General features: G+C 37.3%; 18 protein-coding genes and 1 other annotated feature. Of the genes, 15 read left to right on the forward strand and 3 right to left on the reverse strand.

Annotation, left to right across the window (positions count from 1 at the left end; all coding sequences use genetic code 11):
* Positions 1-336: 336 nt before the first annotated feature.
* On the reverse strand, positions 337-2508 hold the full coding sequence (locus HBN42_RS00465) for an LTA synthase family protein (RefSeq protein ID WP_165992674.1): 2172 nt from the start codon (positions 2506-2508) through the stop codon (positions 337-339).
* Positions 2509-2642: 134 nt separating this feature from the next.
* On the opposite strand from HBN42_RS00465, the gene HBN42_RS00470 reads away from it, so the two are divergent.
* The 5 genes from HBN42_RS00470 (at position 2643) to gorA (ending at position 7580) form a co-directional block, all read left to right on the forward strand.
* Entirely contained in the window at positions 2643-3806 is a 1164-nt protein-coding gene (locus tag HBN42_RS00470; protein ID WP_165992676.1) for a class I SAM-dependent rRNA methyltransferase, read from the forward strand.
* A complete protein-coding gene (aroD, locus tag HBN42_RS00475; RefSeq protein WP_165992678.1) occupies positions 3803-4483 on the forward strand; it encodes a type I 3-dehydroquinate dehydratase in 681 nt (226 codons plus the stop codon). Before HBN42_RS00470 ends, aroD begins: the two co-directional genes overlap by 4 nt.
* A gap of 67 nt (positions 4484-4550) precedes the next feature.
* Positions 4551-5717, forward strand: coding sequence for a chorismate synthase (gene aroC / locus HBN42_RS00480; RefSeq protein WP_165992680.1), 1167 nt, complete (start codon positions 4551-4553; stop codon positions 5715-5717).
* A gap of 58 nt (positions 5718-5775) precedes the next feature.
* Positions 5776-6114, forward strand: a complete 339-nt coding sequence (locus HBN42_RS00485; RefSeq protein ID WP_165992682.1) for a YlbF/YmcA family competence regulator — start codon at positions 5776-5778, stop codon at positions 6112-6114.
* A gap of 116 nt (positions 6115-6230) precedes the next feature.
* Positions 6231-7580, forward strand: a complete 1350-nt coding sequence (gene gorA, locus HBN42_RS00490; RefSeq protein WP_165992684.1) for a glutathione-disulfide reductase — start codon at positions 6231-6233, stop codon at positions 7578-7580.
* A gap of 95 nt (positions 7581-7675) precedes the next feature.
* Here gorA and HBN42_RS00495 read toward each other — a convergent pair whose 3' ends face one another.
* The gene (locus tag HBN42_RS00495) at positions 7676-8098 is read right to left on the reverse strand and encodes a DUF6556 family protein (protein WP_165992686.1); all 423 of its coding nucleotides are present in this window, start codon (positions 8096-8098) and stop codon (positions 7676-7678) included.
* A 231-nt stretch (positions 8099-8329) separates the two neighbouring features.
* Between HBN42_RS00495 and HBN42_RS00500 the strand changes: the two genes are divergently transcribed.
* From HBN42_RS00500 to HBN42_RS00540, 9 genes are all read left to right on the forward strand, one after another.
* Complete coding sequence (locus HBN42_RS00500; protein WP_165992688.1) at positions 8330-9472, forward strand: cysteine desulfurase family protein; 1143 nt, start codon at positions 8330-8332, stop codon at positions 9470-9472.
* A 1-nt stretch (position 9473) separates the two neighbouring features.
* Positions 9474-10688 (forward strand): tRNA uracil 4-sulfurtransferase ThiI, encoded by a 1215-nt coding sequence (gene thiI / locus HBN42_RS00505; protein WP_165992690.1) that lies wholly within the window; start codon positions 9474-9476, stop codon positions 10686-10688.
* 79 nt (positions 10689-10767) lie between these two features.
* On the forward strand, positions 10768-11961 hold the full coding sequence (locus tag HBN42_RS00510; RefSeq protein WP_165993746.1) for a CapA family protein: 1194 nt from the start codon (positions 10768-10770) through the stop codon (positions 11959-11961).
* Between the two features lie 372 nt (positions 11962-12333).
* Positions 12334-12408 (forward strand) — a sequence feature (ribosomal protein L21 leader region).
* A gap of 34 nt (positions 12409-12442) precedes the next feature.
* On the forward strand, positions 12443-12757 hold the full coding sequence (rplU, locus tag HBN42_RS00515) for a 50S ribosomal protein L21 (RefSeq protein WP_165992693.1): 315 nt from the start codon (positions 12443-12445) through the stop codon (positions 12755-12757).
* A gap of 9 nt (positions 12758-12766) precedes the next feature.
* Positions 12767-13090 carry a ribosomal-processing cysteine protease Prp gene (locus HBN42_RS00520; RefSeq protein WP_165992694.1) on the forward strand — a complete coding sequence of 108 codons (324 nt, stop codon included), beginning with the start codon at positions 12767-12769 and terminating at the stop codon, positions 13088-13090.
* Positions 13091-13116: 26 nt separating this feature from the next.
* Positions 13117-13410, forward strand: a complete 294-nt coding sequence (gene rpmA, locus HBN42_RS00525) for a 50S ribosomal protein L27 (protein ID WP_012658244.1) — start codon at positions 13117-13119, stop codon at positions 13408-13410.
* 153 nt (positions 13411-13563) lie between these two features.
* Positions 13564-14475, forward strand: a complete 912-nt coding sequence (locus HBN42_RS00530) for a LysR family transcriptional regulator (protein ID WP_165992696.1) — start codon at positions 13564-13566, stop codon at positions 14473-14475.
* Between the two features lies 1 nt (position 14476).
* Positions 14477-14923, forward strand: coding sequence for a signal peptidase II (gene lspA, locus HBN42_RS00535; RefSeq protein ID WP_165992698.1), 447 nt, complete (start codon positions 14477-14479; stop codon positions 14921-14923).
* A gap of 1 nt (position 14924) precedes the next feature.
* Entirely contained in the window at positions 14925-15815 is an 891-nt protein-coding gene (locus tag HBN42_RS00540) for an RluA family pseudouridine synthase (RefSeq protein ID WP_165992700.1), read from the forward strand.
* Between the two features lie 262 nt (positions 15816-16077).
* On the opposite strand, the gene HBN42_RS00545 is transcribed toward HBN42_RS00540, so the two are convergent.
* On the reverse strand, positions 16078-17250 hold the full coding sequence (locus HBN42_RS00545; protein ID WP_165992702.1) for an IS30 family transposase: 1173 nt from the start codon (positions 17248-17250) through the stop codon (positions 16078-16080).
* A 369-nt stretch (positions 17251-17619) separates the two neighbouring features.
* Here HBN42_RS00545 and sagA point away from each other — a divergent pair, with 369 nt between their 5' ends.
* On the forward strand, positions 17620-17784 hold the full coding sequence (gene sagA, locus HBN42_RS00550; RefSeq protein ID WP_165992704.1) for a TOMM family cytolysin streptolysin S: 165 nt from the start codon (positions 17620-17622) through the stop codon (positions 17782-17784).
* Positions 17785-17955: the final 171 nt, after the last annotated feature.

Here is a 17955-nt window from a genome sequence, read left to right on the forward strand (position 1 = left end):
AGGAATAGCTTATGCTATTCCTCAGATTGAAGACAAATCCAATTTACCTAGACCAATAGGCTAAGAAGCTCTGCAGGCTATCAATAGATTTCCTATTTCTGCGAGCAAAACGAGCTTATTAAGGCTACCTCCGCCGTTCTGAAAGTGTCTAGAATGCCTTTAATATAGGCGTTTTAGATACCGGGAACTTGCCAGATTTTAGGCTCGAAAGTTAGGTATGGAATTCTTTGGTTTTTCTAAACAGTCACTCCCCTGACTGTTTAACCTGTCCGACAGCACCTAAGGAAGGTAGCAAAAAATAACTTTTTCTTCAAACTAAATAAGGAATAGCTCATGCTATTCCTTATTTTCTTTTTCACTATGTTTTTGGTTTGCTTTGTTCTTATCATCTTGATCAGGATTGAGTTCCAAATAAGACGGCGCCTTGAAGAGTTTTTGTGTTGATTTTCTACCATGGAGACTATAAAGACTGGTGGATTTTGATCCTAATTCATCTTCTATTTTCTTCATTTGCTTCAATTGTTTGGTGTAAACATATTTTGTAGGGTCAACAGGCTTCAAACCATTTTCTTTGTCAAACCTTAAGAGGTCTCCTGTCTGCACAGCATCACTGGCAGACAGTTGTTTTGAAGTTGCTTCTTTGATGGCTTTGGTCTTCTCAATTGTTTTTTCATCAGGATTTGTAATTTCCTCACCTGTAGCGGTATTGTATAAGCGTCCACTGTAGTTTGTGTACTCAGGGGTTATGTAGGTACCTGAAGTTCTCTGTGCTACAATTTGTTTATTTTGAGGGGATAGGAGGTCTTGGCCTAATTGTATAAATTTATCAGTATGTATACCTAAGATATGGAGCAGGGTTGGTAGAGCATCAATTTCCCCACCAAAGGTATTTTTAATACCTCCCTGATGATAACCAGGTATATGAATCATATAGGGTACACGTTGTAACATGGCATTATCATACTCAGACCAGGTTTCAGGATCCTTGCCAAGTAATGGTGCCAAGCTTGAATTACGTGAATTAGAGATACCATAGTGGTCACCATAGAGTACAACAATTGAATTATCATATAATCCTGATGCCTTTAGATAATCAAAGAAGGACTTAATGGAAGCATCTAAATAATTGGCTGTGGCAAAGTAACCATTGATGGTCTCATCTTTGGTTTTAGCAAGTGGGAAACCTTCTTCATCTTTCTCACCTTTTAGACTTGTGTAAGGGTAGTGGTTACTTACAGTGATAAATTTAGTATAGAATGGTTGCTGCATTCTTTCTAGGTACTTAATGGAGTCATTAAACATGTACTTGTCATTTAAACCATATTGGAAAGAATTGCTTTCGTTTTGTTTTGAAAAATATTTGGAATCAAAGAAATAGTTATAGCCCCACTGTTTATAGGCATTATTTCTGTTCCAAAAAGTACCAACGTTACCATGAAAAACAGCACTGGTGTAGTTTCCATTTTGATTTAAGATGGTAGGGGCAGCAAACTGTGTGTTCTCACCACCATAGTTGACCATATATGATCCACTGTTTAAACCAAATAAGGAATTTTCCATCATTGTTTCAGCATCAGAAGTTTTTCCTGCCTTAACCTGATGGAAGAAGTTTGAGAAGGAGAGAGTTGAATTAGAATGATACAAAGAATTTAAAAATGGTGTCACTTCATATTCTTTATCTCCTGATTTCAATTTATAATCAATGACAAATTGTTGGAAACTTTCCAGATGGAGAACAATAACATTTTTCCCCTTAGCAATACCAAAGTACTTAGGGTCAGGGGCTGCATAGTGTTCTTTGACATAGTTTCTAACATCAGTCAGTTCGCCAGCTGTTGCATCATTTCTTTCTTTTTGTGCTTGATAAGTTTGATTCCCACTATAAACAGTAAAGGCTGGTAAGCTTAAGGCTCTAACAATATAGGTATTTGAAAAACCACGCGTTAGTAATTCAGGACGGTCAATCTCAGCTAAAAAAAGATTGATCGAAACCATTAAACAAGACAGGGCTGTAACAGCAAAAGAAGCTCTTTTATTAAAAGGGCGGTCATCTTTTTTGATTTTCTTGCTGACAAAAAGGACCGTAAGGACAATGAAATCTAAAATATAGATGATATCCCATATTCGTAGAAGATTTAGAGCAGAATCTCCAAGTCCAGCAGATACCTTACTAGATGCCAACATGGCACTGACTGTAATAAAGTCAGAGAACTCACGGTAGTAGATAGCGTTGGAAATAAGTAATAGATTAATGACTATGTAAATAATCCAAGATACGCTATAGAAGACTTTAGTATTTTTGATATAAAGAGCCAAACCTAAAAACAATAATGCCAAAGGTACAGGATTTATAATGGTTAAAAAGACTTGATATAGGTTACCTAAATCAAGAGAAAAGTCAGCATAATAGGCCCAAAGGGTCTTCAGCCAGTATGCGGTTAGCAAGGTTATAATAAAGCCTAACCTTGTATTTACAAAATTTCTTAAAAAGGTTTTTATATTCTTCACACTAGGAACTTCCTCATCATTTTTTTCCTAAAGATAAAATCTCAAAGTAAATTATAACAAAAAATGGAGGTCATTGCTTGCTAGAAGTTTAAATTTTCTAGGAATTTTTAAGAGTTTTTGTTATAATATAGACTATGAATAAACTCTATATTAATTCTTTTGTTGAAAAAAAATTATCGGCAGGGATTCAATTACTAGATGAAAGAGATTTTACTAATGCTGAAATCAGTGATCAACTGGTTCACCTTTATTCAAAAAAGAATCATTTTCTTGGTACAGCTTACCTTTCAAAGCAGAATAAAGGTATTGGTTGGTTTCTTGGCTCTGGTCTTCAAGAACTGTCAGTTTCATTTTTTATAGAACTATTTCTTGCTGCAAAAGAGAAACGAGTAGACTATGCAGAATCAGCTTTAACAAATGCCTACCGACTTTTTAACCAAGATGGTGATAACTTTGGTGGCTTAACCATTGATCTTTATAAGGATTATGCTGTCTTTTCTTGGTACAATACCTTTGTTTATCAAAACAAAGCATTAATTGTCGAAGCTTTTCAGCAAGTTTTCCCAGAACTTAAGGGAGCTTATGAAAAGATACGCTTTAAGAATGGACCATATGAATCCAAGCATTTATATGGGAAAGAAGCTGAGGATACCTTCATTGTTCTAGAAAATGGGGTTAAATACCAAGTTTTCCTCAATGATGGACTAATGACTGGAATTTTTCTAGATCAACACCAGGTTCGTAATGGATTGGTTGATGGCTTAGCAGCTGGTAAAGTTCTTCTCAATATGTTTTCATATACAGCAGCCTTTTCAGTAGCTGCCGCCATGGGTGGGGCAAGTGAAACGGTATCAGTGGATTTAGCAAAGAGATCAAAGGAATTATCCATAGCACATTTTAAAGCAAATGGCCTTGATTTAGAAAAACATCACTTTTTTGTAATGGATGTTTTTGATTATTTTAGATATGCTCAACGAAATAACTTAAAATTTGATATAATAGTTATAGATCCACCTAGTTTTGCTAGAAATAAAAAACAAACTTTTTCGGTTTCAAAGGATTATCATAAACTTATTAGTGAAGCCCTAACCATCCTAAATCCAGACGGTAGGATAATTGCTTCTACTAATGCCGCAAATGTGTCAGTTGATCAATTCAAAAAAGAAATTAAAAAAGGAATAGAAAACGCTAACCTTCAAGAAATGACTCTTCAGCAGCTTCCAAGTGATTTTCAGGTAAATAAAGCTGATGACAGAAGTAATTATTTAAAGGTGTTTACAATAAAGGTAGAAAAATGAAAATAGTAGCTCCAATAATGCCTAGTAATTTTGAAGAGGCTCAATCAATTGATGTTTCAAAATATGACGGTGCCGATTTAATTGAGTGGAGAGCAGATTTCCTCCCTAAAGAAGATATTCTAACGATAGCTCCAGCGATTTTTGAAAATTTTGCTGGAAGAGAGATTATTTTCACCTTGAGAACAGATAGAGAAGGTGGAAATATCAATCTAACAGATGAAGAATATATTGCAATCATTAAAGAAATTAATGCAATATATAATCCAGATTTTATTGATTTTGAGTATTTTTCTCACAAGGCTGTTTTCAATGAAATGTTGGATTTTCCAAATTTGATCCTATCCTATCATAACTTCGAAGAAACACCTGAAAATTTGATGGAAGCATTCTCGGAAATGACTAAACTTGCGCCACGAGTTGTTAAAATTGCCGTTATGCCAAAAAGTCAACAAGATGTTCTTGATTTGATGAACTATACCAGAGGTTTTAAGGCACTGAATCCAGAACAAATTTATGCCACCATTTCAATGGGAAGACTTGGACGCTTATCACGTTTTGCTGGAGACGTAGTAGGTTCTTCATGGACCTTTGTTTCCCTAGATTCTCAAGTTGCACCAGGCCAAGTTTCATTAAATGATATGAAAAAGGTCATAGAAATCTTAGAATCAGACAAGTAAAAATAGCATGAAAACATTATTCTAACTTGTTAGGGTAATGTTTTTTAGAATAAATTTAGGAGAAGGCATGAGATATTTAACGGCAGGTGAATCACATGGTTCAAAGCTAACAGCTATTATTGAAGGCATTCCTGCAGGTATGAAACTTAGCTGTGAAATGATCAATAAAGAGTTAGAAAGAAGACAAGGTGGTTACGGTAGAGGTGCCAGAATGGCCATTGAGCGTGACAGGGTTGAGATAAGCTCTGGGCTAAGACATGGCCTAACCACTGGCGCACCAATATGCCTAACCATTCTCAATAAGGATCATGTCAAGTGGCAGGACATTATGGCCATCGAAGATCTGGGAGAAAAAGTTAAAGGAAAACGCAAGGTGAAACATCCTAGGCCAGGTCATGCTGACTTAGTCGGAGGTATTAAGTACCGTTATGATGATTTGAGAAACTCTTTAGAACGTTCGTCTGCTCGAGAAACAGCTATCCGTGTAGCAGTAGGAGCCATTGCCAAGCAGCTTTTGCAGGAGCTAGATATTGATAGCTTCCATCATGTCCTTGTTTTTGGGGGTAAAAAAATCATCCTAGCTTCTGATATTAGTATGGATCAACTAAAAGAGCGGGCCTGCCAGTCAGAACTTTCCATAGGCAACCAGCAAATGGAAGAGGAAATAAAAGCTTATATTGATCAGATCAAAAAAGAAGGAGATACCATAGGTGGCATTTTAGAAACCGTTGTAAGAGGTGTTCCAACTGGATTAGGATCCTTTGTACATTGGGATAAGAAATTGGATGCTAAAATAGCACAGGCTGTTTTATCCATCAATGCCTTTAAGGGTGTGGAATTTGGCATGGGCTTTGATATGGCCTTTCATAAGGGTTCTCAGGTTATGGATGAAATTGCTTGGAGTAAAGAAGAAGGCTATTTCAGAAAGACCAATCACTTAGGAGGATTTGAAGGAGGAGTGACAAATGGTCAACCTCTTATCATAAAAGCTGTGATGAAGCCAATACCGACTTTATACAAGCCTTTAATGTCTGTTAATATCGAAACCCACGAGCCCTATAAGGCAACCGTTGAACGCTCGGATCCCACAGCTCTGCCAGCAGCTGGCCTTGTCATGGAAAATGTTATTGCCACAGTCCTTGCCGCAGAAATCCTTGATAAGTTTCCTTCAGACAATATTGTTGATCTGAAAGAAGCCTTTAATGCTTACAAAGCTTATGTGAAAAGTTATTAAGCGACATAAAAGAGATTATTATGGTATGATTAAAGCATAAAAAAGAAGGAGACTTGACATGTCACAAGAAATTTATGATTACGCAAACAAGCTTGAAAGATCTATCAGAGCCTTACCTGAATACCAAAAAGTTAAAGCTTCAAAAGAGGCTATTCATAGTGATCAAGAAGCTAGTCAGATCTTTGGAGATTTTATTGCCATGCAAGAAAAATTACAAGGTTTGATGCAATCTGGCCAAATGCCAACTAGTGAAGAACAGGCCTCTATCCAAGAATTTAGCAACAAAATTGAGGGAAATGACTTGTTGAAAGATTATTTCGATGCCCAGCAAGCCTTATCTGTTTACATTGGTGATATCGAACGGATCATCTTCGCCTCTCTAAAAGATTTGTTATAAAAAATGAAACCTCTAAACTGTGATGAGCTTAGAGGTTTTTCCATGTAATTTCTAATTCTTGAGTCCAAAAAAGTTTTGTGATACATTAAATTAAAAGAAAGTAAAGGGAAGAACTAATGAAGACATATGATTATATCGTTATTGGTGGAGGCAGTGCCGGGATAGCTTCCGCAAATAGAGCGGCTATGTATGGTGCCAAAGTCCTACTGATTGAAGCAGGAGAGATAGGGGGAACCTGTGTTAATTTGGGCTGTGTTCCCAAAAAAGTGATGTGGTATGGAGCGCAGGTTTCAGACACCTTGAGCACCTTTGCCCAAGATTACGGTTTTAACATTCCTTCTTATGATTTTGATTTTTCAAAACTGAAAAAGAATAGACAAGCTTATATTGGTCGTATCCACCAGTCATATGAAAAGGGCTTCCAAAACAATGGCCTTGAACAGCTAAAGGGCTTTGCTAGCTTTGTCAGTAAAGATACTGTTGAAGTGTCAGGAAACTTATATAGTGCCCCTCATATCTTAATTGCTACAGGAGGCCATCCTGTCATCCCTGATATTCCAGGGGCAGACTATGGGATCAGCTCAGATGGCTTCTTCGCCTTAGATGATATCCCAAAAAGAACAGCTGTAGTTGGGGCTGGTTATATTGCAGTTGAGATTGCTGGTGTTTTACAGGCCTTAGGTTCTGATACCCATCTTCTGGTTAGACATGACAGACCCCTCAGAAGCTTTGATAAGGACATTGTCAAGATACTAGTCGAAGAAATGGAAAAATCAGGACCAAAACTACGACCTCACACTGATGTCAAAGAACTAAGTCAAAATCCTGATAAGAGCTTGACTCTGCACTTTAAAGATGGCCACTCCCTTGTTGTTGATCAGGTTATTTGGGCTATTGGACGTAAGCCCAATACCAAGGGCTTTGGCCTTGAAAAAACAGGAGTTGAGCTTAATGAACAAGGCTACATCCAAACAGACCAATACGAAAACACTTCTGTAAAAGGAATCTATGCCGTAGGAGATATCAATGGGAAGTTAGCCCTGACTCCTGTAGCAGTAGCAGCAGGAAGACGCCTATCTGAGCGACTCTTTAATCATAAAGCCAATGAAAAATTGGACTATGAGAACGTCGCTACAGTAGTCTTTAGCCATCCTGCCATTGGCTCAATAGGTTTAACAGAAGAAGCAGCTATTAAGAAATATGATGCTGACAAAATTAAGGTTTACCAAGCTTCATTCACATCCATGTACACTGCGGTCACAGAACATCGACAAGCCTGTAAGATGAAACTTGTGACATTAGGAACGGACGAGAAGGTGATTGGCCTGCACGGCATTGGCTATGGCGTGGATGAAATGATTCAAGGCTTTGCAGTGGCTATCAAGATGGGGGCTACAAAGGCAGACTTCGACAATACTGTTGCCATTCACCCCACAGGAGCCGAAGAATTTGTAACTATGAGATAAAAAAAGAGACTTCAGATTGAAGAATGAGATTTCTTTGAGAAATAGCAAGTTAAAAAGTGATGACGAAGAGAAGTCATCACTTTTTTAGTCTTTCATTAAGGTGCAGATGAGCTTGTAGTAGTCGAACTGCTTGGTTCTGTTGAGGGAGCTGGATTGGTGTGGCTTGTGTTGCTACTTGAGTGGTCAATACTTTGATCAGTATTAGAAGATGGCAAGTTACTTGAAGATGTGGTGCCATTATTATTTGTTGAAGCTTCGGTATTATCTGTATTACTTTTTTCTTTTTCCTTCTCAATAATTTTAACAATTGTAGAGGAGGAATCATGGGATGATTTATTATTACTTGAACTTGTTTCAGGATGAAGCGCACGGTTAATAGTAATAGTTGCAACAATGATACTCAAAATACTACCCACTAAAGCAATGGTTTTTTGCAGTGCTGTGAAACCACTTTTAATATGCTTACTTGGGACTGCTTTATTAGGATCCTTATTTTTTCTAGAATATTGGGATGACATTATGACTCCTTTTCAAATTTTCATACTTTTTGAATGATAACTTTGCAATAACTATTGAAAGTTCAATTAATAGTATAAGCTTGATTAAAAACTAAGTCAACAATTTACCCTAAGGCTCCAAATCAAAAGATCGCTTTCTTGATTGGTATTAAATTTTCTTGAAAAGACATCTTTTTCATTTCAGTTTTTTTGTGTTAAAATAATGTAATTGAGTATAAATGAAGGTGACACATGATCTATTTTGATAATTCTGCAACAACTATCCCCTATAATGAAGCTTTGCTAACCTATCAGGAAGTGGCTAAGAAAATAATTGGAAACCCATCTAGTTTACATCAGTTGGGAAGCAATGCCAGTCGTGTCCTAGAAGCTTCCAGGAAACAAATTGCTGACTTGTTAAAGGTTGGAGCAGATGAAATTTTCTTTACCTCAGGAGGTACAGAAAGTGATAACTGGGTTATCAAAGGTGTGGCACTTGAAAAATTATCATATGGTAAGCATATTATTGTTTCAGCGATTGAACATCCAGCTGTAAAAGAAAGTGCTAAATGGTTAGAAAAACTTGGCTTTGTTATTTCCTATGCTCCCGTGACCAAGAGTGGATTTGTTGATCTGGAAAAATTAGCAGGGCTGATCAGAAAAGATACCATCTTGCTCTCGATTATGGCAGTGAATAATGAAATTGGTTCTATCCAACCTATTGAGGCCATTTCAGAACTCTTAGCAGATAAGCCCAATATCAGTTTCCACGTGGATGCTGTTCAGGCTATTGGTAAGATCCCCCTATCAAGCTATCTAACCAAACGAGTAGATTTTGCCTCTTTTTCTGGGCATAAGTTTCACGCTGTCAGAGGAGTTGGCTTTTTATACAAAAAGAATGGAAAACGCTTGACCCCACTCTTAAGTGGTGGTGGACAGGAAAAAGAAGAACGGTCTACAACAGAAAACCTGGCAGCCATTGCTAGCATGGCTAAGGCCCTAAGATTGACTTTTGAGAAAGAGAACTTTGCTGTCAAGAAGATGCTGGCTATGAAACTTGTCTTAAAGAAGGCCTTAGAGAGTTATGAAGACATCACCCTCTTTTCTAATCTTGATAATTTTGCTCCTAATATCCTTACCTTCGGCTTAAAAGGGGTGCGAGGAGAAGTCCTTGTGCATGCTTTAGAAGAACATTCTATTTTTATTTCGACAACCAGTGCTTGTTCTTCCAAGGCCGGAAAACCATCAGGAACTCTTGTTTCTATGGGGATTCCAACAAAAATTGCTCAGACTGCTGTCCGCATTAGCTTAGATGAGGACAATGATATGAGTCAAATTGAACAATTTTTAACTATCTTTAAACAGATTTATCAAAAAACACAGAAAGTCAGATAAGATGCAATATTCAGAAATTATGGTTCGCCATGGCGAATTATCAACTAAAGGAAAAAACCGGATGCGTTTTATAAATAAATTAAAACGTAATATTCAAGATGTCCTGTCAGTCTACCCAAAGGTTAAAGTCAGATCAGACAGAGATAGAACACATGTCTTTTTAAACGGAACAGACTATAAGCCTGTTGTCGAGTCCTTAAAACTTGTTTTTGGTATTCAAGGCCTATCACCCGTCTATAAGGTGGAAAAGAAGGTGGATGTACTGATCTCTTCTGTACAGGAGATAATGTCTGGACTCTACCGTGAAGGCCTAAGCTTTAAAATATCTGGTAAACGAAGTGATCATCAATTTGAATTAGATAGTCGTCAGCTAAATCAAGTATTGGGTCATGCAGTTTTTGAGATTTTACCAGATATCACAGCTCAAATGAAAAATCCTGACGTCAATCTGAAAGTTGAAATCAGAGAAGAAGCTGCCTATATTTCTCATGAAGACATTAAGGGAGCAGGCGGTTTACCAGTTGGTAGTTCAGGCAAGGGAATGCTAATGCTATCAGGAGGTATTGATTCTCCAGTAGCCGGCTACTTAGCCTTAAAACGTGGAGTTGCTATAGAGGTTGTCCATTTTGCTAGCCCTCCCTATACAAGTCCAGGTGCCTTGAAAAAGGCTCAAGATTTGACCAGAAAACTGACCCGTTTTGGTGGGAATATCCAATTTATAGAAGTACCTTTCACTGAAATTCAAGAGGAAATCAAAAATAAAGCTCCTGAAGCTTATTTGATGACCTTGACCCGACGTTTTATGATGCGAATTACTGATAGAATTCGAGCAGAGCGTTCTGGTCTTGTCATTATTAATGGGGAGAGTTTGGGTCAGGTAGCTAGTCAAACCTTAGAGAGCATGCAAGCTATCAACGCTGTTACCTCAACGCCAGTTATTAGACCTGTCGTTACCATGGACAAGTTAGAAATTATTGATATTGCTCAAGCTATTGATACTTTTGATATCTCTATTCAACCTTTTGAGGATTGTTGTACCATTTTTGCACCTGATCGACCAAAAACGAATCCTAAGTTATCTAATGTTGAAAAATATGAAGAACGTTTTGATATTGAAGCTCTAGTTATAAGAGCAGTTGAAGCTGTTAACATTAGTGAAATCAGTCCTGAGATAGAGAAGGACACAGTATCTGAATTAATCACGGACCTACTCTAAGCAGATTTCCCAATGGGAGTCTGTTTTTTTTAGTGAAAGAGCTTGCAAACATGTTATAATAAAAAGAAAAGGGGGTAGGATTTTGAAAAACAGCAGCAATGAAAAAAAGTGGATTGCTTTTGCGACTAGTATCATCTTAGCCATTGTTTTGTTTTCACTTATTTTTGATTTTTTAGGTCTAGGTAAAAAATTACAATCCAAAGATAGCAAAAACTCAGCGCCTAAAACAGCCCGTGTGCTTGCAAATGGGGATATCCTCTTACATGATGTCTTATATACAAGTGCTGAAACCAGTAAAGGTAATTATGACTTTACCCCCTATTTTGAATATGTCAAAGAAAGAATTAGTGAAGCAGATCTGGCAATCGGTGATTACGAAGGAACCATTAGCCCAGATTATCCTTTGGCAGGCTATCCTCTTTTTAATGCCCCAAAAGAAATTGCCAAAGCCTTGAAAGATACTGGTTATGACCTTGTCGATTTAGCCCATAATCACATCTTAGATTCAGGTCTAGAAGGCGCTCTTAACACTAAAAAAGTCTTTGCTGAACAGGGCATAGATAGTATTGGTATCTATCAAAAGAACCGTCAAAAGGAAGATTTTCTGATTAAGAAAGTTAATGGTATTAAGATAGCCATACTTGGTTATTCCTATGGTTATAATGGTATGGAAGCTAATTTGAGCAAGGATCAGTACCAGAAACATATGTCTGACTTTGATCAAGATAAGATGGAAAGTGAAATAAAAAAAGCTGAGAAGCTTGCAGATGTTACTATTGTTATGCCACAGTCTGGCGTTGAGTATGAATTACAACCAAATGAAGAACAAAAAACACTTTATCGCAAAATGGTTGACTGGGGAGCTGATCTTGTTTTAGGTGGACACCCCCATGTGGTTGAACCTGCAGAGGTCATCACAAAAGGCAAGGATAAAAAGTTTATTATCTATTCTATGGGGAATTTTATTTCCAATCAACGCCTTGAAACAGTTGATAATATTTGGACTGAACGTGGGCTTTTAATGGATATTATCTTTGAAAAGAAGGATAAAAAAACAAGAATTAAAACTGTGAAAGCTCACCCGACCATGGTTCTAGCCAAGAGCAAAGGTGTAATAGGAAAGGATGGTTATGAACTCTATAACTTCCGAACCCTTGTTTTAGAAGATTTTATCAAAGGTGGAAAGTACCGTAAACAAATTGATCAGGCAACTCAAGAAAAGGTTGATAGAGCCTATAAGGAAATGAAGGAACATGTCAACTTAAAATGTTAAGAAAACTATTAACTGCGAATAAGTCTAGATACTTGCAAGAGCACTAGCTAAAGAGACTAAGTGAGAGCGGGAGTTAAGAAATTAATCTTGGAAGAGATAGTAGGTGCTTATTTAAAAATGTTTATAGTGGGGAATCCCAAGTCTAACAAATGACTTTGTTACTGAATGCTGCGAGAGCCAAGAAGTTATAGATATTGGTTTGGAATAGATATTTCACATAGATGATCTGGTGTGCTGCATAAGTTGCAAGTTTAACTGGAGATGTTTAAGCATTCCTACTTTGTGTCCAAGTACAGATTTAGATGCTAATATTGAAAAAATCACTTGCATCCCTAGAAAAGTGTGTTATAATGGTAATGTTGACTATATGCACATCCTGTGCAACCGCGCGTAAATCGTTCCTTAAGTAGAGCAATCTCACGATTCCAGGCGAGTCTTCACAGAGGGAAACCTCGCAAAAAAATAATAGGAGGTGCATCATATGAGCACATACGCAATCATCAAAACTGGTGGAAAACAAGTTAAAGTTGAAGTAGGTCAAGCAATCTACGTTGAAAAAATTGACGCAGAAGCTGGCGCAGAAGTAACTTTTAACGAAGTTGTTCTTGTCGGTGGTGACAAAACTGTAGTTGGTACTCCAGTTGTTAAGGACGCTACTGTTGTTGGAACTGTTGAAAAACAAGGAAAACAAAAGAAAGTTGTTACTTTCAAATACAAACCTAAAAAAGGTAGTCACCGTAAACAAGGTCACCGTCAACCTTACACTAAAGTTGTCATCAACGCTATCAACGCTTAATTTTATATCATGATAAAAGCAATTTTTACTCGTCAAAAAGATGGTTCATTGAGCAGTGCAACACTGTCTGGCCACGCTGGCAGTGGTGAATTTGGCTTTGATATTGTTTGTGCTTCAGTCAGTACTTTAGCTATTAACTTTGTTAATTCAGTTGAGATGCTAACAGATACACAAGCAGATATAAAAATGAATGACGTTGAAGGTGGATATATGAAAATTTCTGTTCCACATGACAATCAGGAGAAAGTTCAGCTTTTATTTGAATCTTTTCTTCTGGGAATGACTAATTTATCTGAGAATTCTTCGGAATTCGTCCAAGTAAAGGTCATCTAATTTAATTTAAGAGAGGAAACAACATTATGTTAAAAATGAATCTTGCTAACTTGCAACTTTTCGCCCACAAAAAAGGTGGAGGTTCTACATCAAACGGACGTGACTCACAAGCTAAACGTCTAGGAGCTAAAGCAGCTGATGGTCAAACTGTAACAGGTGGATCAATTCTTTTCCGTCAACGCGGAACTCACATCTACCCAGGTGTAAACGTTGGTCGTGGTGGAGACGATACACTTTTTGCTAAGGTTGAAGGTGTTGTTCGTTTTGAACGTAAAGGTCGTGATAAACGTCAAGTATCTGTTTACCCAGTTGCAAAATAAATACTTAAAGATTATAGAGAAGTTATCTGATTGTTCAGGTAACTTTTTTTCTGATCCAAAATATGAGATCTTTTGCCTTTAGACTAAGCCTGTAGATTTTTTAATTGGCTTGCTTTATGGTATAATGAAGTTTATCAGAATGAGGGATAGAAAATGAATATACAACAACTAAGATATGTGGTGGCTATAGCAAACAATGGAACATTTAGAGAAGCAGCTAGTAAACTTTATGTTAGTCAACCCAGTCTATCTGTTTCTATCAAAGATCTTGAAGAAGAAATGGGATTTCAAATTTTTAAGAGAACCACAACAGGAACAGTTCTGACCAATCAAGGTCTGATTTTTTATGAAAAGGCCTTGGAAGTTGTCAAATGCTTTGATTCATTTGAAAAACAATTCTCACAATCAGATTTTGATCAAAATGAATTTTCCATAGCTAGCCAACACTATGATTTCTTACCCCCTTTAATCACAGCCTTTTCAAAAGTTAATAAAGAGTACAAAGTCTTACGCATCTTTGAAACAACAACCATTCAGATCTTAGATGAAGTAGCACAGGGAAATAGTGAGATAGGTATTATCTATCTTAATGGCCAAAACCGTAAGGGACTCTTTCAAAGAATGGAAAAATTAAGTTTGGAGTTTGTTGAAGTGACACCTTTCCAAACACATATCTATATTGGACAAAATCATCCTTTGGCTCAAAAGGAGGCCCTGGTTCTGGATGATTTAGCAGGCTATCCAATTGTTAAATTTACGCAAGAAAAAGATGAGTATTTATATTACTCTGAGAATTTTGTTAATACAAGCCAAACAGACCTTATCTATAATGTGACAGATCGTGCAACTTTAAATGGTATATTAGAAAGAACAGATGCCTTTGCGACAGGTTCAGGATTTATTGATCGTAGTAGTGTCAATGGCATCAAGGTTATTCCCATCATAGATCATATTGAAAATAAGATGGTCTATGTCAAACGTAAAGATAAACATTTAACACCTGCTGCCCTAACCTTTATCAAACTCTTAAAAGAATATTTTAACAATCAAGATAGAAAGTCATAAAATGAAGTCCTTTAAACTCTTATTGTCGTCTTTGCTCCTTATTTTTTTGGATCAGCTGAGCAAATATTGGATTGTCAACAATCTCTCCTTGGGGGAGATCCGTCCTTTTATTAAAGGTGTACTTAGTCTGACCTATTTACAAAATCGCGGAGCTGCTTTTTCAATTTTACAAAATCAACAGTGGTTTTTTATTCTAATGACGCTATTTGTGGTTGGCGCAGCCCTTTATTATCTCCTTAAGACACCCACCTTATCCTTCTGGAAAAGTCTGGCTTTAACACTGATTATCTCGGGAGGACTTGGAAATTTTATCGATCGTCTACGTCTAGGTTATGTTGTTGATATGATACATCTTGACTTCATTGATTTTGCTATTTTTAATGTTGCTGATTCCTATTTATGTGTAGGGGTTGCACTTTTGTTGATTATCCTATGGAAGGAAGAATAAGATGGAACTCATAATTCAAGAAGCTGGGAGTCGCTTAGACAAGACTCTAGCTGACTTAACGGATTTGACTAGAAGTCAGGCCAATAATGAAATAAAAAAAGGTAGTGTTCTTGTAAACGGACAAGTCTCTAAGGCTAAATATAGTGTCAAAATAGGAGATCTTATCACTTATCAGCTACCTGAAGAAGAAATGATTGATTACCAAGCAGAAGATCTCCCTATTGATATCATTTACGAAGATAAGGATCTTGCTGTTATTAATAAGGCTCAAGGAATGGTTGTCCACCCATCGGCTGGGCATCATTCAGGTACACTTGTCAATGCCCTTTTATACCATATTAAAGATTTATCTTCTATTAATGGTAAGGTACGTCCTGGTATTGTTCATCGTATTGATAAGGATACTTCAGGTTTGTTGATGGTTGCTAAAAATGATCTTGCACACCAAGCCCTGGCTGAGGAACTAAAAGAAAAGAAATCCTTACGTCAGTATGTGGCTATAGTTCATGGCAATTTACCCAATGATCGTGGCATGATTGAAGCACCAATTGGCAGAAGTGAAAAGGACAGAAAAAAACAAGCTGTTACGTCTAAAGGTAAAGAAGCCCTAACACGTTTTACAGTTTTAGAACGTTTTGGTGATTTTACCCTGCTTGAGTTGACCTTGGAAACGGGTAGAACCCACCAAATAAGGGTCCATATGGCTTATATTGGTCATCCTATTGCGGGAGATCCTTTATACGGACCTCGCAAGACACTCAGTGGCAAAGGGCAGTTTTTACATGCTAAAACCTTAGGTTTTACCCATCCTAGCAGCCAAGAGCTGATGACCTTTACTGCTGATGTTCCAGAAATCTTTCAACAGACACTGGATCAGTTAAGACAGAAATAAAAATTTTGCTAAATTCCCAAAGTAAGTTCCAGCTCTCTTAAAAGTGGAAGTTAGTGTGGGAAAAATCAGTAAAACCAGAGGAAAAACGTCTCAGACTAAGTTCCACTGGTTTTTATAATGCCTTATTTGATAGGCTTTCTGAGAATAATTGAGAGAAAAAAGGGTACACGAAAACACCTTAATCTGAAAGCGTTTCAGATTAAGTTCCGCTAGACTGGAAGTTAGTGTGAGACGTTTCGGCGGTATCGTTTAAGGTGTTTTCTTAGAGTTTATCGTGGATTAATTTAGGGGATTGTACGACTTCTGTTGCAGGAATTTCTTGTATCCCTAGAAGTTGAGCTTCCTCTTTTCCATAAGTAAAGGTAAAGAGTTCATAAGCTGTCTTTCCATTCAGAGCAGCCCTCTTAACACTGTTCACATGAGAGCAGACAAGGTTAATGTCCTCCTGAGTTAGGTTATCAAACGGTGTTCCCTTAGGTAGGATGTCGCGAATCATCGTATGATTTTTCTCAATTCTCCCTTTCTGATTCGAGCGATTAGGGTCACAAAAGAATAGCTGAGATTGGCTATGGTAATCACTCTCAATATCATCAATTCTGGCAAACTCTCCCCCGTTGTCCGTCAGGATGAGTGGGAAGGTCTCTGAAAACTCCTTACCAGCTAGATTGAAGTCCCGTTTAATGGCTTGTATGTGTTTGGCAACTTCAGTGGCCGTCTTATTATCTAAAAGCTTTGCGAAAATAAAGTTACAGAATGAGAGATGAAAGGTCAATAACACCTTACCACCAGTTCGTCCCATAACGGTATCCATTTCTAGCCAAGAGTTCACGTCATTCTCTTTAAGATAATTTAGAAAATCCTCGTAACGTCTTCCTTCTTTATCAACCTTAGGAATAGGTGGTAGCGTTGCTTTTTGACGCTTTTTGAATTTAACCACTCGGGGCATGTCAATTGGGGCAACAGACAAGTATCCTTTATGAAGGTGTCTATACACGGTTGATTTACTGACGTTCAAGTCATTAGTCGCCATGATATGATAAATGTGTTGTCCCTTCTTGATGCCTTTCGAAATGACCTTATCCATTTCCCAAAAATCCTCTTGGTTAAGCGTTGTTCCTTCTCTAGCCTCTACAAGAAGTTGTTCATAGTTCTTCTGAGCCTTCTTGGCATAGTAGAAGACTTTCTTATAGCCACATTTCATTCTCTTTTTAGGGCAAGCATTACAGACATAAGGAGCTTTTTTTAGCGAGGGACAGTCAGGGCATGTTTCTGTCCCGTCTTTGATGCGTTGATGTCGCTTTACTTCTTTAGAAATAGTTGTAGGATCTTTGTGGATAGACTGTCCAATCTCTTTGAAAGTCAATCTTTGTTCTAATCCTAGTTGAATATCCATTCTATCTGAAAGTGTTAGATGTTTATGTTTTTGTGTTGTCATGATAGCCTCTTTCTAGCAGAAGAGTCTCAGACTTAATTCCACCACAAAAATTCGTTTCAGACTAACTTCCAGTTTTGGGGACAAAGAGGAACTTACTTTGGGAAGTTACATTTTTGTCATTTTTTACTAATAATGGAAAGAAAGGGTTTATATTTAAGTCATTTTTTACTAATAATGGAAAGAAAGGGTTTACATTTTTGTCATTTTTTATTATAATATAGATGATAAGAGTTGAATAGTTGTTTCGTTACAATAGTACAAACTAGCTAGCCTTGTCTTGTAACCCCTCTTTTAAGCCTAGCTTCAAAGACAAGCTATTTGTATTCTTATCAGTTGTTTATTTATTTGTTGGATAAGGAGGTAAACGTTATGTTACAATTTACTTCAAATATATTAGCTACTAGTGTAGCCGAAACAACTCAAGTTGCACCTGGAGGTTGTTGTTGCTGCTGCTGTACTACTTGTTGCTTCTCAGTGAATGTTGGAGGCGGTAGTGCTCAAGGCGGTAGCGGAAGCTACACACCAGGTAAATAATCTATTTAATATCTCTATTTGATGGGGGGTATCAGTGAAATGGTTTGCTAGCGACTAGGTTACGGTTAGTAACGGCTGATGTAGCCGATATTAAATAGGGGTGTTAGGACATGAGGCAGTGGTAATCGTCTTGGTTCTAGTGTCTCAAAGTAATTAGCAGGTACTGAACAG

The sequence above is a fragment of the Streptococcus catagoni genome (assembly GCF_011421425.1).
Lineage (GTDB): Bacteria > Bacillota > Bacilli > Lactobacillales > Streptococcaceae > Streptococcus > Streptococcus catagoni.

Excerpts from the sequence above, each read along its gene's own strand:
- HBN42_RS00470 (WP_165992676.1), top strand. The coding sequence starts at position 2,643 with ATGAATAAACTCTATATTAATTCTTTTGTTGAAAAAAAATTATCGGCA.
- aroD (WP_165992678.1), top strand. The coding sequence starts at position 3,803 with ATGAAAATAGTAGCTCCAATAATGCCTAGTAATTTTGAAGAGGCTCAA.
- aroC (WP_165992680.1), top strand. The coding sequence starts at position 4,551 with ATGAGATATTTAACGGCAGGTGAATCACATGGTTCAAAGCTAACAGCT.
- HBN42_RS00485 (WP_165992682.1), top strand. The coding sequence starts at position 5,776 with ATGTCACAAGAAATTTATGATTACGCAAACAAGCTTGAAAGATCTATC.
- gorA (WP_165992684.1), top strand. The coding sequence starts at position 6,231 with ATGAAGACATATGATTATATCGTTATTGGTGGAGGCAGTGCCGGGATA.
- HBN42_RS00495 (WP_165992686.1), bottom strand. The coding sequence starts at position 8,098 with ATGTCATCCCAATATTCTAGAAAAAATAAGGATCCTAATAAAGCAGTC.
- HBN42_RS00500 (WP_165992688.1), top strand. The coding sequence starts at position 8,330 with ATGATCTATTTTGATAATTCTGCAACAACTATCCCCTATAATGAAGCT.
- thiI (WP_165992690.1), top strand. The coding sequence starts at position 9,474 with ATGCAATATTCAGAAATTATGGTTCGCCATGGCGAATTATCAACTAAA.
- rplU (WP_165992693.1), top strand. The coding sequence starts at position 12,443 with ATGAGCACATACGCAATCATCAAAACTGGTGGAAAACAAGTTAAAGTT.
- HBN42_RS00520 (WP_165992694.1), top strand. The coding sequence starts at position 12,767 with ATGATAAAAGCAATTTTTACTCGTCAAAAAGATGGTTCATTGAGCAGT.
- rpmA (WP_012658244.1), top strand. The coding sequence starts at position 13,117 with ATGTTAAAAATGAATCTTGCTAACTTGCAACTTTTCGCCCACAAAAAA.
- HBN42_RS00530 (WP_165992696.1), top strand. The coding sequence starts at position 13,564 with ATGAATATACAACAACTAAGATATGTGGTGGCTATAGCAAACAATGGA.
- lspA (WP_165992698.1), top strand. The coding sequence starts at position 14,477 with ATGAAGTCCTTTAAACTCTTATTGTCGTCTTTGCTCCTTATTTTTTTG.
- HBN42_RS00540 (WP_165992700.1), top strand. The coding sequence starts at position 14,925 with ATGGAACTCATAATTCAAGAAGCTGGGAGTCGCTTAGACAAGACTCTA.
- HBN42_RS00545 (WP_165992702.1), bottom strand. The coding sequence starts at position 17,250 with ATGACAACACAAAAACATAAACATCTAACACTTTCAGATAGAATGGAT.
- sagA (WP_165992704.1), top strand. The coding sequence starts at position 17,620 with ATGTTACAATTTACTTCAAATATATTAGCTACTAGTGTAGCCGAAACA.